Below are 14,324 nucleotides of genomic sequence, written 5' to 3'. Positions count from 1 at the left end.
CATGCCAGCCCCGCAGTTTGTCCATTTGCGTGTACACAGTGACTTCTCAATGGTGGATGGTCTAGCGAAGACCAAACCAATTGTGGCAAGGGCCGAAGAGCTTGCAATGCCTGCGCTTGCCATCACCGATCAAATGAACTTATGTGGTTTGGTGCGTTTTTATGGTGGCGCACACGGGGCAGGGATTAAGCCAATAATTGGTGCGGATTTTTGGCTGAAGTCAGATCAATTTCCCGATGAACCAAGCCGAATTCTCGTTCTCGCTAAGAACAATCAAGGGTATAAAAACTTAACCTTGTTGATCTCCGATGCCTATCTTCGTGGTCATGTATTCCATCGCCCTGTTATTGATAAAGAATGGCTCGCAAAATACAAAGAAGGGCTGATCCTTATCTCCGGCGCGAAAGATGGCGATTTAGGTAAAGCCATCTTAAAAGGCAATCCTAAGCTAATTGAAGAAACGCTGGCGTTTTACGAGCAACATTTTAGCGACCATTTTTATATTGAGCTGCAACGCACCGCACGTGCACAAGAAGAAGAATATCTCCATGGTGCTGTGGAGGTCGCGGCTGCGCGTAATATACCGGTTGTGGCGACGAATGAAGTGGTGTTTTTACATGAAAAAGACTTTGATGCCCATGAAATTCGTGTTGCTATTCACGATGGTTATACATTAGAAGACAAAAATCGACCAAAACGCTTTTCTAAAGAGCAATATTTAAAGACTTCAGAGCAAATGCAAGCGCTCTTTAGTGACATTCCAGAAGCTTTAGAAAACACCGTAGAAATCGCTAAGCGCTGTAACGTGACGGTACAGCTTGGCACCTACTTCCTACCAGATTATCCAACGGGCGATCTGGCGATTGAAGATTTCTTGGTAAAAGTATCGCGAGATGGTCTAGAAGAACGGTTGCAGTTCTTATTCCCTGATGAAAATGATCGTAAAGAAAAGCGTGGTGAGTATGACGACCGTCTACAGGTTGAACTCGACGTTATCAACCAAATGGGATTCCCTGGTTACTTCTTAATCGTAATGGAGTTCATTCAGTGGAGTAAGGATAACGGCATCCCTGTCGGTCCTGGTCGTGGTTCCGGTGCCGGCTCTTTGGTGGCATATGCGCTTAAGATCACGGATCTTGACCCACTTGAATTCGATCTCCTATTCGAACGATTCCTTAACCCCGAGCGGGTTTCGATGCCAGACTTTGACGTCGACTTCTGTATGGATAGACGAGACGAGGTAATTGACCACGTTGCTAAACTGTATGGTCGAGACGCCGTGTCTCAGATCATCACCTTTGGTACGATGGCGGCAAAAGCGGTAATTCGAGACGTTGGTCGTGTGCTTGGTCACCCTTATGGCTTCGTAGATAGGATCTCCAAGCTTGTACCTGGCGACCCCGGTATGACACTTGCGAAAGCGTTTGATGTTGAACCTCGCTTGCCTGAAGCTTACGATAGCGATGAAGAAGTTCGTGAACTGATTGATAAATGTCGCATTCTTGAAGGCTGTACGCGTAACGCGGGTAAACACGCCGGTGGTGTTGTTATCTCGCCTACCACCATTACCGACTTTGCAGCACTGTATTGCGACGAAGAAGGTAAGTTCCCAGTTACCCAGTTTGATAAGAACGACGTAGAAACCGCAGGTCTGGTTAAGTTTGACTTCCTCGGTCTAAGAACGCTAACCATTTTGCAATGGGCGCTCGACATGGCGAACGAACGCCTTGGCAGAGAAAGTCGTGAGCCGATTGATATCGCTGCGATCCCATTGGATGACCCTGCAAGTTTTAAAGTGTTACTAGACGCACAAACAACTGCGGTATTCCAGCTGGAATCTCGTGGTATGAAAGACTTGATCCGTCGCTTGAAGCCAGACTGTTTCGAAGACATGATCGCACTGGTTGCGCTATTCCGTCCGGGTCCTTTGCAATCGGGCATGGTAGATAACTTTATCGACCGTAAGCATGGTCGTGAAGAAGTATCGTATCCAGATGCACAATACCAGCATGAAAGTCTACAACCTATACTAGAACCGACCTACGGGATCATCCTTTACCAAGAACAGGTAATGCAGATAGCGCAGGTGCTTGCAGGTTATAGCCTAGGTGGCGCTGACTTGCTTCGTCGTGCGATGGGTAAGAAAAAGCCTGAAGAAATGGCGAAGCAACGTGCAACGTTCGAAGATGGTGCCAAAGATAATGGCGTCGAAGGCGAACTTGCGATGAAAATCTTCGACTTGGTAGAAAAGTTCGCGGGTTACGGCTTTAACAAGTCACACTCCGCAGCCTACGCGTTAGTGTCGTACCAAACGCTATGGATGAAGACCCATTTCCCTGCCGAGTTTATGGCGGCGGTAATGTCAGCGGATATGGATAACACTGACAAAATCGTAACCTTGGTAGATGAATGCGAAAACATGAAGTTGACGCTGCTACCACCAGACGTGAATGCCGGTGTCTACAAATTTGCTGTAAATCGTCAAGGTGAGATCGTCTATGGTATAGGTGCGATAAAAGGCGTGGGTGAAGGTCCAGTTGAAGCGATCCTTGAAGCGCGAGCCCAAGGGGGAGAATTTAAAGATTTATTCGACTTCTGTGCCAGAGTTGATTTAAAGCGTCTAAATAAACGCGTGATTGAAAAGCTAATATACGCGGGAGCGCTTGATAAGCTTGGTCCTGACAGAGATCAGCCAGGGCGCGCGACTTTACTGGCAAGCTTAAAGGATGCCATGAAGTCGGCAGAGCAGCATCACAAAGCCGAATCACTTGGACAGAGCGACTTATTTGGTTTGCTTGCGGTTGAGCCCGAAGAGGTTGAACAAGCCTTTATCAAAGCTACGCCGCTTAGCGATAAAGAATGGTTAAATGGGGAAAAAGAAACCTTAGGTCTTTATCTAACAGGCCACCCAATTAATCAATACCGCAAAGAATTAAAATATTATACCTCTGGTAAGTTAGTTGACTTACAACCCGGTAATCGTGATACGGTAGCAACCGCGGCGGGACTGGTTATCAATGCTCGTACCTTGATAAACAAAAAAGGAGCGCGTTGGGGACTTATCACTTTAGATGACAAAAGTGCCCGAATTGATGTACGCTTATTTCCTGAACAGTTTGAAATGTACCAAGAAATGCTGCAAATTAACCAAATCTTGGTAATATCTGGACAGGTCAGCTTTGATAACTTCTCTGGTGGCATTACAATGACCGCAAGAGAAATCTCTACCATTGCTCAGGCGCGAGAAAAGCGTATTAGTGCAATAAAAATGACGCTAAATATGGCTCAAATTGACGCGAACTTCTTTGATAATTTCAAAAAAGTGCTAGAACCATATAAATTTGGAACGTGTCCGGTAAAAATTAAATATCAGCGTCCTGATGCATTAGCAGAGTTAACATTAGGAACACAATGGTGTGTGACGCCAAGTGATGAGCTTTTAACTCGTTTATCACTGCTGGCGGCGCAGGAATTAGAATTAGAATTTAACTAAACAGGTAGTTTAGAGCATGAGCCTCAATTATCTTGAATTTGAACTTCCAATCGCTGAATTGGAAGCAAAGATCAAAGAATTACAAAACGTTAGCCGCTCTGGCGATTTAGATCTTAGCCTTGAAGAAGAGATCAGCCGCTTAAAAGACAAAAATGTTGAGCAAACAAAGAAAATTTTCGACGGTTTAGGCGCTTGGCAAGTGTCTCAATTAGCACGTCATCCGCTTCGTCCATATACTCGCGATTATATTGAACGCATTTTTACCGAGTTTGACGAGTTTGCGGGCGACCGTACTTTTGCTAACGATCCGGCTATTCTTGGTGGTGTTGCGCGTCTTGACGACAAGCCAGTAATGATTATCGGTCAGCAAAAAGGTCGTGATACGGCTGAAAAAATCAAACGTAACTTTGGTATGCCAAAGCCAGAAGGTTATCGTAAAGCATTGCGCTTAATGGAAATGGCTGAACGCTTTAAGATGCCAATCATCACCTTTATCGATACACCGGGAGCTTATCCGGGCGTAGGCGCTGAAGAGCGCGGTCAAAGTGAAGCGATTGCACGTAACCTTAAGGTGATGGCTGCGCTCAAAGTACCAACCATTTGTACCGTAATTGGTGAAGGCGGCTCTGGTGGCGCATTGGCCATCGGGGTAGGTGACAGAGTAAACATGCTGCAATACAGCACGTATTCGGTAATTTCACCTGAAGGGTGTGCTTCTATTCTTTGGAAGAGTGCAGACAAAGCTTCACTTGCAGCAGAAGCTATGGGTGTATCAGCCTCTCGCGTAAAAGAGCTGGATCTTATCAATAACATCATTGAAGAGCCGCTAGGTGGCGCACACCGTAACTACGATGCGATGGCGAAAAACCTGAAAGTGCAGCTTAAACGTGACTTGGCTGATCTTGAAGCGCTAAGCACCGAAGAGATGTTAGATCAGCGTTATAAGCGCCTGATGTCATTTGGTTATTGTTAATACGGGTTTCTGCTCGTATTGATATCAATGCTAATTTAAGTTAAAAAGCCGCTATTGAGCGGCTTTTTTATTGATTGTAGAAAACATGATTAATAGTCGGGTTTACCAACAAGTAGAGTCAAGTTTAAAGCTATTGAGCTCCGGCCTTGACGCCAAAGGGTTGTGCATTGCCTTATCTGGTGGTGTGGATTCGGTTGTGTTGCTCCATCTTTGTCGAGAATATGCAAATAAGCAAAACATTGCACTCCAGGCGGTTTATGTTAATCATGGCTTGTCTGGGTACGCATCGCAGTGGCAGCAATTTTGCCAATCACTTTGTGAAACACTTAATGTTCCCTTTGTTGCAAAACAGGTTTCGATTACTCGGAAAGCCCGCACTAGCCTTGAAGCGCAAGCACGCGAAGCTCGCTATCAAGCATTAGATGACGCGGCCAAAGCAGGTTTTGCAATCGTGCTTGGACAACATGCCGATGACCAAGTAGAAACTTTCTTACTGAGATTAAAGCGCGGCTCAGGATTACTCGGGCTTGGAGCGATGAGAGCGACAACTCAGCTGGCATCTGGGCGCTATTGTATTCGTCCGTTACTTGCCGTTAGTCGCAGTGACATTGAAGCATTTGCACGGCAGTTTGGTCTTGAGCATATTACTGATGAGTCCAACGCCGACGATGCGTTTGACCGTAACTTTTTACGCAATCAGGTGATCCCGTTACTTACCTCTCGATTCAATGGTTTTGTCGCTAACACACTGCGCAGTATTGATATTTTACAGCGCCAACAAACCATAATTGATGAGGTCAGTGAAGAAGACTTGCAAAAGTGTCGTTGTCGGGTGGCGCTAAATATCACGGCTTTACAAGGGCTCTCTTGTGCAAGAAGAGATAATGTCATCAGACTGTGGTTATCAAAGCAGGGCATAGAGATGCCGAGTCAAAAACAGTTGGATGAAATCGTACAACAGGCGTTTTCATCACGCCAAGACAGTCAACTTGAAATTCGTTTTAAGCAAGGCGCAGTGAGGCGTTATCGTGATGCACTTTATTGGGTAACGGAAAGTAGCCAAAAGCATGATATTGAGACCGTTAACCTCAACGAACTCAGCGGGCAAAGTACACCTGTTGCTATACAGACGGGTAAGGGGATCCGCAAACCTTTCACGGACGAAATCGTTAGCATTCGCTACGGCAGACTTAAAGATAAAATCAAACCACAGGGCAAACCTGGCTCTAATACCTTGAAACATTGGCTAAAAGATTTACATATTCCAAGCTGGGAGCGTGATTCTATTGCGGTTGTTTATTACAATGATACACCGGTGGCGGTGAACGGACTGTTTGTGAGTGCCGAGCACGCAGAGGATAATGGCATTATTTGGGTAGTAAAAGATGACTGAAAGTAAAAAGATTGGCCAACAGTTAGCGCAAAAAGCGCCTTATGCGGTGGTGTTCACTGCGGTGGTGTTTATCGTACTCTTTATGTCGAGTGAAGTGGTGTGGCTGAATCAAATATTTGCTTCGGCATCAGGCATTATCAGTATTGTGTTTTTACTATTGTATTGGCATGGTAAGGGCGGAATGTATTTTATTCTTGGCTTACTTGCGCCAATGCTTGCGGTGATGTTTTCAGAGTTACCCGATTTCCTTGCGCTTGCATGGGTAATAAATGGATTTTTTAACGGTGCGGCACTTGCCCTGATGGCCTACCTATACTTAGGAAAAGATGCTCAGCGTTAACGCATAACACTGAGCAAAAGGGGGAAGTGGTTTTTTATACTGCGCGCGCGCAGTTTCGTCCGGCTGCTTTGGCGCGGTATAAGCCGCTATCCGAGCGAGCAAATATGTTGTCGGCGGTATCATGGCTCGATGCCAGCGTAAAGCCAATGCTCGTAGTCACCGTATATTTAGCCATCATGCTCGACTTTCTTACGGCTTCCATAATTCTTTCTGCGATCACTTTGTTGGTGGTAAACGCAGGGTCGTCAATTAAGATAGCGAACTCATCACCACCGAATCTAAATACCGAATCAGTTGCGCGTGTTGAGGTTTGCAAAATACGTGAAAACTCAACCAACACTTCATCACCGGCTTTATGACCATGAACATCATTCACTTGCTTAAAGTTGTCTAAATCTAAAAGCATTAAGCTGAAATTACGATGTTGACGACGACATCGTTCAAGCTTTTCTTCTAAGTTGTCTGCAAACTGGCTGCGATTGTACAGTCCCGTTAGTGAGTCTTTGGTTGCTAATTGCAACACGCGGTTATACATCAAAGCGTTACGCATTGGGTAAATTAAACAGGCGTGTAATTTTGACAATTTTGCCTTGATAACTTCACTAAATGGAAACTCACTGAAATACACCAGCTGGCCTAAGTGCTCTTTTTCGAGCTCAAGATCAAACGTACTAGCTGGGAATTGGCTATCGCTGTCCTTCATCTGAAAGACGCCAAGGCTACAATGGAACTGGAGTCCCGAAATTTTTGAAATTCTTGCCACATGCTCCGCGTAAATAGTCAACAGCTCTTCAATGTTGAGTGTTGTCTGAAGTTTATCGACTAATCGCGCGTAGTGTTCACCGCCTTGCGTACTATACTGTTCAGAATTGAACGGCAAGTAATCGCCTCTGGTCGGCAATCTTTGTGTCAAAATATGGACATTTTCCATATTTCTTCCCCTTAAATACAACAATACATGATTAATATGCGAACTTTATGCCAAAAATTTAAACTGGCTTAAAAACAAACGCTTGCTATATTTAAGAGAAAGAAAAAGAAATCCACCTATATTCCCCGTCAATTTTTCGCTCAGGAGGCAGATTGCAAAGTATCTTCGCGCAGGTTTTTGCCTTGCTGTTATGTGCTGTGATTTTAGTCTGGTCCTTTAAGCGGATTGGCTTGCCGCCTATTCTGGCTTATTTACTCACTGGAGTCATTGCGGGCAGTCACGGCATTGGATGGATGAGTGACAGCCAAGAAATCCACTTTATGGCCGAGCTTGGGATCGTGTTCTTACTGTTCAGTTTAGGGCTTGAATTTTCCGTGCCAAAATTAATGGCAATGCGAAACGTAGTATTCGGCTTAGGGAGTTTACAGGTCATTGTGACCACGATCATTGGTATGTTATTGTTGCGTTTTATGCAATATGAGTGGGTGGGTGCATTTGTGATTGCGAGCCTCATTGCACTCTCTTCTACGGCAGTTGTGGTTAAGCTGTTAAAAGAGCTGGGGATGCTCAACACACGCCATGGTCAGCTCGGTATTGGCATGTTGTTATTCCAAGATATTGCCGTTGTGCCGCTGCTCATCGCGTTTCCACTTATTTCCTCTGCGAGTAATTCGGAGCTGGCGTCAGCGCTACTTTTTGCGTTTGCAAAGGGGGCGGTTGTGTGTTTGGTTTTATGGGCAATAGGTAAGTGGTTACTACCTAGAGTATTTAACGAAATCGCATTAGTAAGAACAGATGAGCTCTTTGTTTTATCTACCTTGGTTGTAGCCCTGTGCGCGGGCTCGCTCACTTATGCATTCGGGCTTTCAATGGCGCTCGGCGCATTTTTAGCGGGCATGATGCTAGGGGAAAGCCAATATCGGCATCAGCTTGAGGCAGAAATTAGACCATTTCGAGATATTCTAATGGGACTCTTTTTTGTCACAGTGGGTATGCAGCTAAATATTCCTTATGTGCTCAACCAGTTTATTTATATTGTTGCAGCACTTGCCGCGGTGCTTGTGATCAAAGTGTTGATCATCGTTGGCGTTGCGCAGTTAATGGGTGAGCGTAAAAAAGATGCTTGGGGCGCTGGTATTTTGATCTGGCAAATGGGTGAATTTGGCTTTGTGTTACTCGCGCTTGCCAGTAAACATCAGTTGTTGGATCAAAATGCGGTGTCCTTCTTGATCACGCTTGGCGTGTTGTCTATGGCGTTAACGCCTTATCTTATTAGTAAAACCGCGCATATTCTCAATATCTTGGGAATAGAAAAAGACTGGCAACCCGAAGCGCCAAGTGGTTATAACGCGGCTGATTTAAAAAATCATGTTGTGATTTTTGGTTATGCGCGTGTTGGTCAAACTATCGCACGATTTTTACGTCCAGAGGCTATTCCTTATATTGCGGTAGAGCGCAACCCGCAAATTGTACAAGACGCACAAATTGCGGGTGAGCCCGTGCTATTTGGTCATGCGGCACAAAAAACGTTGTTAAAGTCAGCAAATATTGATAAAGCGCGCTTGGTAATTATTACCTTTGATGACTTTGAACAGACGCAGGTGGTTGTTGACGCCATTCGTCGGCGTACCCATGAAGTGAAGATCTTGGTACGCATGAAAGATGACAGCTACATGGAGCAATTAAAAGCCATGGGCGTCGCAGAAGTTGTGCCAGAAACTTTAGAAGCAAGTTTGATGCTGGTTTCTCATGTGTTGTACATGTCTGGCGTGCCAATGCGCAGGATTTTTCGTCGCGTCAGTAAAGAGCGAGAAAATCGTTATCCGTATTTACATGGTTTTTTTGCAGGAGACAGCAGTGATCTGCATGAAGTCACGGGCGAGCGGTTAGAATATCTGCATGCTATTGCTTTGCCTGACCATGCATTTGCTGTTAACAAGTCAATTGCTGAGCTTGAGCTCAACGTTAAGCGCGTCGATATTACTGCGCTAAGACGCGACGGCGAAGAAATTGCTCAACCAGATGAGCAAACCGTTTTACGCGTTAATGATGTTTTGCTGTTAAAGGGGAAACCCCGCCGCGTTGAACGTGCGGAGCAGTTTTTACTCGATGGCCTGCCGTAATAACGTTTTTTAAATTTATGCTTTTTTAACAGATCGCCGCGTAAAGCGTCTCCTACAACACAAAGTAGGAGCAGATTTACCCTGCGATCTTGTGTGTTGTTTTTGTTGTTACTGCTCGTCGCGTAAAGCGTCTCCTACAACACAAAGTAGGAGCAGGTTCATCCTGCGATCTTGTGCGCTGTTCTGTTTTTGTTGTTACAGATCGCCGCGTAAAGCGTCTCCTACAACACAAAGTAGGAGCAGGTTCACCCTGCGATCTTTTATGCTTTTACTACCTGTCGAGCTTGCTCAATAAATGCTGCTTAACGGTGGGCCATTCTGAGGCGATAATTGAATACACAACGGTGTCTCTTAGCTCGCCGTTTCTACCTATCTGGTGGCTGCGCAAGATACCATCGAGCTTGGCGCCAAGCCGCTCAATGGCATTGCGAGAGGCATGATTAAAAAAGTGGGTTCTAAATTCAACGGCAATGGCGTCAAAATCTTCAAAAAGTTGCTGTAACAGCAAAAACTTACACTCCGTGTTAACCGCTGTTCGACGTACTTTATCGCTGTACCATGTATAGCCTAGCATGGCACGGCGATTGGCTATATCTGCATTGTAATAGCGGGTGGTTCCCACGATTTCGTTGCTGCTATTTAGCCTTACCGCATAGGCAAGGTTGCCTTCAGATCCTTGGCTTATCGCAGTGTTAACATAGTGCTCCATATCCTCTGGATTAGGTACATTGGCATACCAAAGCTTCCAAGCTTCACCATCTTTTACTGCCTGTTGCAGCGCATTAATATGTGTTGTTGATAATGGTTCAAGGGTGACATGGTGTCCTATCAGTGGTTTATCAGTTGGCCACATGCGTTACTACTTCCTTATTTTGAGTATTTTGATGGTATCTTGTTTTGCAAGAGATACGGCTAAGTGATTTGCGTCTGTCACAAAAGCCAAGGCCGATATATTGGCTAAGGGATTGGTCAAATCATCAAAAGTTGCGATATATGTAAGTTTGCCCGTTGCGGTAACGCTAAACTCTGCAATACCAGAGCTACTCTCAGAGGCTGCGAACAACCTTTTGCCATCAGCAGCAAGTAACAAGGTGGAGACACCGTTAAGTGGCTTGCCAACTTGGTTTGCATCAATGGTTTGGAGCAAATGATATTGACCATTTTGTTGACGCTCAAAGGCTAAAATGCTGTTACTGCCCGCCGCTGCAACATAAAAAACAGTGAAATCTGAGCTAGCAACCAAGGCTTGTGGTTTACTGAGTGCGAGCAGGTTAGTGTCGTTTTTAACGATGCGCTGCTTAACAGTATAAGTACCTTTTGTCTGTTGCCACAGCGTAATGACATCACCTTCATAACCTGCAACGATAAGCGCGTTAGCCTCTTTACTTACTAGCACATCCACAGGCCCACCCATGTCAGTTTTCTCAGCGCTATCAATAGGGCCTAGCCACGTCACGCTATTTGTGGGAGTGATCCTAAAAGCAGTGACCGTATTGCTTTTATAACTTGGGATAAATGCATAGCGCTTGTCGCCACTTAAGCTAATTTTCCAAGGTGCAAACAAGCTAAGGGTGTCATGAGCTGAGGCATTTTTGGTTGGATCAAACACCACTTTGTAAGACACTTCGTCAGAAAATGTTTGCACAAGGTTAAACTTACCCGTTTTATCTTTTGCAAACACATTTAATGCACCATCGTAAAAGCTAGTGTTAAGAATGAGGTTGCTATTTACGAATACCGCATCGGATGCGCCAGTCAGTAAAAGTGGATGCGCGTCGCTCGATTGAAAGAGTTGATCTTGGACTAGCTGCTTATGTGCATCAAGCGTAAATGTAACCACTGCGTTATCGTCGCCACTTACTGCAACGGCCTGCGTACCTTGGCGATTAAAACGCAGCTGCCTTGGATTATCTAAGCCGCTAAACCCAGCGGTGTTATTTTGGATGGTTTGAACAACGTCGAACGTTTGGTTGTGTGCGCTAAATGAAATTGACCCAAGTGCGATAAGCAGAAGTGCACTTATAGTAGGTTTATACATCTTTTTCACTACCTATTTTTATTATTGTAAATCTTATTTGAGTTCCAAAAACTCTCTCATTTCGTCCAAGCGGTTCATGCCGTCTTCAAATCCAAGCTCAATAAGTTTTTGTGTATAAGTACGCTCAAACAGCAAGTAACTCGTTAAACTCGACGGAGAATGTTTTTTAACCCCCATGGTTCTGAGTAACAGCTTGATTGCCAATGGCATATCTTCGTAATAATGATCTGCGACTTCATTAAAATTAACCGTTGGCTTGATAAGCATATGATCTACTCGCCTAAGCTCTTTGTGCTTTTCTCTGGCCGGTAGCAAGCTTACCGTACGGTTGACGCGGTCGAGCCGTTCGATGTCTGAATTTAAGGTATCGCTAAACACACTGTCTAGCAGGTGACCGGCGACCACAGACATTCCCGGAAAATGCGGTTCATAACCGAGCGGCTGTGGTAGTTTAGGCTGCTCAACACCAATCACAAAGATTTTATCCGCACCTAAATGAATGGCAGGGCTAAGCGGAGAGAGCTGATGGATAGAGCCATCACCATAGTAATGATGCTTAACGCGCACGCTTGGAAACACCATAGGTATAGCCGAACTTGCCATGAGTAAGTCGAGCGAAATTGTGCCCGGAACGCCTTCGCGCTTTGAGCGCTGCCAAGGTTCAGCATTGTTCGCCTGATAAAACGCCACTGATTTACCAGTAGAATAGCTCGAAACCGTAATCGCGATGGCATCAAGATAATGGCGGTGTAGATTGTGATCGATGCGATTTAAATCAAGTACATTGGCCAGCAGCTTTCGAAGCGGCGAGTTATTTAACAAGCTGGCTGGTGGCTGATTAAGGTATTGCGCTTGAAAGCTGCGCATCATATTGGCAAATAAATGGCCGTATGCACCAGTAAACGAGCTTTTGTACACCATGTCGGTGCTAAAGTTCTTCCAAATATATTCCACTTTTTTCACCGCGAGGTGAAAGCAAGATGCGTAACAGGCAATCCCCGCCGAGTTAATTGCACCGGCAGAGGTACCAGTAATGATTTCAAAAGGGAGGGGAGAAGTACGAGGCATACTTTGCGCAAGCGCCTTTAATACCCCAACTTGATAAGCGGCCCTTGCACCACCTCCAGTCAGTAGTAAGGCTATTTTTTTATCACTCGTTCTATGCTTTCTCAAAAGAGGCCATCCTGCTGTTAAATTTGCTTAATTTAAATTTGGTCTTTTTATGCGTTATTTATCTTTGTTGAAGTTGTAATGCTTTAGGTGCAAAGAGTTGATAACTCCAGTAAATGCGTTATTTTTAGTAGTAAAGTGCCACTTTGCCCTCAAGCCGCTTATAGGTTGTATTATTTATTCTAGTTGAACCTAGCTAAAACCCAAGTTGTCTGAGTGCACATACCCGCGCAACATATTAGGCTATTATTTTGAAATTTAAGCACTAAAGCGCTATGGTGGCACAAACAAATTTTAACAAACTAGCGGTTTAATTTAGTCGCTAATTGGCACGATTTTGTATTTAATAAAGTGGCAATTTAGCTTAACTTCAATGTACTGAACTTAAGTTCGGTGCTCAAGTATTTTTATTAAGATCAAATGTTTGAACAAGGTGTAGCCAGAGTTTGCACCACAACGCATTTTTTTAGGGTTTCAGCGCGCATTAAGTTATTAGTCAAGTATTTGGTGATAGTTTTACATTAACGCGTATCAACAATGACGAAGAGGGAGTCCCCATGTCAGAGAATCATCAAGAAGGTAATAAAAGACCTTCTAACAGCCAGTTGTTATTTGCCGCGGTAGTTGTACTAGCGTTGATTATTGTGGCTGTGTTTGTGCTAGCACAAAAAGACACTCCATCGACGGAAAACCAAAAGGTCAAACAAGATATTGTTGTGCCTGAACAAACCGAAACGCCACTGGTCAATACCGCAAGAGAAACACCACCTGAACAAGTGGTTGAACCTGAAGTAACCTTGCCACCGCAACGAGAGCAAATCGAGCCAGAGCAAGTAGAGCCAGTTGAACCTGAAGTAACACTACCGCCGCTTTCACAAAGTGATACAGAAATTAAAGAAGCGGTATCGAACTATCTTTCTAATCAAGCGGTAAAATTGCTGGCAGACGATGACGTGATCCGCCGTACGGTGGTTTATGTAGATAACCTAGCAAAGGGTAAAGTGGCAGAAAATCACGCACCAGTGGTAAAGCCGCAAGATGGCTTTAGCGTAATTGATGACGACATTATTATTACCGATCCTAACAGCTACGAGCGTTACACACCTTATGTCGCCATGTTCGACACCATGAGCACCGCGCAAGTGGTTAGATTATACGACCAATACAAACCATTGTTTGAAGAAGCATACGAAGAAATAGGCTACGAAGGAGATGCATTCAACGGCACGTTAACTGACGCAATCGACGAGTTGTTGGCAACACCCATTCCAGATACCGCACTGCCTTTGGTAAAAGACTCAGTTACCTATAAATATGCTTATGCAGAATGGGAGCAACTTTCTCCAGCGCAAAAACAGTTTTTAAGAATGGGCCCTGAAAACATGAAGAAAGTGAAAAAGCGCCTAGAAGAAATCAAAATAGCGTTGAACAAATAAGCGCATAGTCTCATAAAACCCATAAAAGCTTGGCAAACTGTTTAAACATCACCCAGTTAGCCAAGCTTTTTGACTTTTCCCTTGCATCCCCCTGCAATCTTCGAGATAATTCTACCCGCGCCAAACAAGGCCCTCAATGGTAGTCTTATTGGTCCTCTCGCAACAATAGTACGTGAATCTGGTCAGGTCGGGAACGAAGCAGCCACAGCGTATGACTTGTGTGCCGGGATGTGGCTGGTAAGACTGCCACCCAAACCTCCATATTGTTGTTTGAAGTGTAAGTCTGCAAATTTGTAGTAAAATCCCGCATAAAAATTGAAATATAACCCTGCATAGCCTACTTTTAAATCGTCTCACATATTCGGTGATGGTTATGATAAGGCACAAAATAAGTCGCTCCAGAGTCAAAAATCTAGTCAAGTTCGCA

The 14,324-nt window shown here is 44.6% G+C and carries 10 protein-coding genes and 1 other RNA gene; 7 read left to right on the top strand and 4 right to left on the bottom strand.

Annotation, left to right across the window (positions count from 1 at the left end):
* Position 1 precedes the first annotated feature (1 nt).
* The 4 genes from dnaE (at position 2) to CTT31_RS11545 (ending at position 6,199) form a co-directional block, all read left to right on the top strand.
* Complete coding sequence (gene dnaE, locus CTT31_RS11560) at positions 2 to 3,493, top strand: DNA polymerase III subunit alpha (protein WP_069018614.1); 3,492 nt, start codon at positions 2 to 4, stop codon at positions 3,491 to 3,493.
* A gap of 16 nt (positions 3,494 to 3,509) precedes the next feature.
* Complete coding sequence (gene accA, locus CTT31_RS11555; RefSeq protein WP_010371368.1) at positions 3,510 to 4,466, top strand: acetyl-CoA carboxylase carboxyl transferase subunit alpha; 957 nt, start codon at positions 3,510 to 3,512, stop codon at positions 4,464 to 4,466.
* 85 nt (positions 4,467 to 4,551) lie between these two features.
* The gene (gene tilS, locus CTT31_RS11550) at positions 4,552 to 5,859 is read left to right on the top strand and encodes a tRNA lysidine(34) synthetase TilS (RefSeq protein WP_260491310.1); all 1,308 of its coding nucleotides are present in this window, start codon (positions 4,552 to 4,554) and stop codon (positions 5,857 to 5,859) included.
* Complete coding sequence (locus tag CTT31_RS11545) at positions 5,852 to 6,199, top strand: hypothetical protein (protein ID WP_039497156.1); 348 nt, start codon at positions 5,852 to 5,854, stop codon at positions 6,197 to 6,199. The genes tilS and CTT31_RS11545 overlap by 8 nt, the downstream gene beginning before the upstream one ends.
* 34 nt (positions 6,200 to 6,233) lie before the next feature.
* On the opposite strand, the gene CTT31_RS11540 is transcribed toward CTT31_RS11545, so the two are convergent.
* Positions 6,234 to 7,130: a GGDEF domain-containing protein gene (locus tag CTT31_RS11540; RefSeq protein ID WP_260491309.1), complete on the bottom strand. Its 897-nt coding sequence runs from the start codon at positions 7,128 to 7,130 to the stop codon at positions 6,234 to 6,236.
* Between the two features lie 152 nt (positions 7,131 to 7,282).
* Between CTT31_RS11540 and CTT31_RS11535 the strand changes: the two genes are divergently transcribed.
* The gene (locus CTT31_RS11535) at positions 7,283 to 9,253 is read left to right on the top strand and encodes a monovalent cation:proton antiporter family protein (RefSeq protein WP_260491308.1); all 1,971 of its coding nucleotides are present in this window, start codon (positions 7,283 to 7,285) and stop codon (positions 9,251 to 9,253) included.
* 271 nt (positions 9,254 to 9,524) lie between these two features.
* On the opposite strand, the gene CTT31_RS11530 is transcribed toward CTT31_RS11535, so the two are convergent.
* The 3 genes from CTT31_RS11530 to CTT31_RS11520 are packed head-to-tail and all read right to left on the bottom strand — an operon-like array spanning position 9,525 to position 12,464.
* On the bottom strand, positions 9,525 to 10,106 hold the full coding sequence (locus CTT31_RS11530; protein WP_211857944.1) for a GNAT family N-acetyltransferase: 582 nt from the start codon (positions 10,104 to 10,106) through the stop codon (positions 9,525 to 9,527).
* Positions 10,107 to 10,112: 6 nt separating this feature from the next.
* Positions 10,113 to 11,291, bottom strand: coding sequence for a lactonase family protein (locus tag CTT31_RS11525; protein WP_260491307.1), 1,179 nt, complete (start codon positions 11,289 to 11,291; stop codon positions 10,113 to 10,115).
* Between the two features lie 33 nt (positions 11,292 to 11,324).
* Positions 11,325 to 12,464 carry a patatin-like phospholipase family protein gene (locus CTT31_RS11520; protein ID WP_045964207.1) on the bottom strand — a complete coding sequence of 380 codons (1,140 nt, stop codon included), beginning with the start codon at positions 12,462 to 12,464 and terminating at the stop codon, positions 11,325 to 11,327.
* A gap of 554 nt (positions 12,465 to 13,018) precedes the next feature.
* Between CTT31_RS11520 and CTT31_RS11515 the strand changes: the two genes are divergently transcribed.
* Complete coding sequence (locus CTT31_RS11515) at positions 13,019 to 13,897, top strand: DUF3014 domain-containing protein (RefSeq protein ID WP_010371393.1); 879 nt, start codon at positions 13,019 to 13,021, stop codon at positions 13,895 to 13,897.
* A 146-nt stretch (positions 13,898 to 14,043) separates the two neighbouring features.
* Positions 14,044 to 14,140, top strand: an RNA gene (gene ffs / locus CTT31_RS11510) — signal recognition particle sRNA small type.
* Positions 14,141 to 14,324 lie beyond the last annotated feature (184 nt).

The sequence above is a fragment of the Pseudoalteromonas maricaloris genome (assembly GCF_024746855.1).
GTDB lineage: Bacteria > Pseudomonadota > Gammaproteobacteria > Enterobacterales > Alteromonadaceae > Pseudoalteromonas > Pseudoalteromonas maricaloris.
This window is presented reverse-complemented; position numbering and strand designations above follow the sequence as displayed.

Bases quoted from the DNA above. Each gene is read 5' to 3' on its own strand.
- CTT31_RS11515 (WP_010371393.1), top strand. From the start codon at position 13,019: ATGTCAGAGAATCATCAAGAAGGTAATAAAAGACCTTCTAACAGCCAG.
- CTT31_RS11530 (WP_211857944.1), bottom strand. From the start codon at position 10,106: ATGTGGCCAACTGATAAACCACTGATAGGACACCATGTCACCCTTGAA.
- CTT31_RS11545 (WP_039497156.1), top strand. From the start codon at position 5,852: ATGACTGAAAGTAAAAAGATTGGCCAACAGTTAGCGCAAAAAGCGCCT.
- tilS (WP_260491310.1), top strand. From the start codon at position 4,552: ATGATTAATAGTCGGGTTTACCAACAAGTAGAGTCAAGTTTAAAGCTA.
- accA (WP_010371368.1), top strand. From the start codon at position 3,510: ATGAGCCTCAATTATCTTGAATTTGAACTTCCAATCGCTGAATTGGAA.
- dnaE (WP_069018614.1), top strand. From the start codon at position 2: ATGCCAGCCCCGCAGTTTGTCCATTTGCGTGTACACAGTGACTTCTCA.
- CTT31_RS11525 (WP_260491307.1), bottom strand. From the start codon at position 11,291: ATGTATAAACCTACTATAAGTGCACTTCTGCTTATCGCACTTGGGTCA.
- CTT31_RS11540 (WP_260491309.1), bottom strand. From the start codon at position 7,130: ATGGAAAATGTCCATATTTTGACACAAAGATTGCCGACCAGAGGCGAT.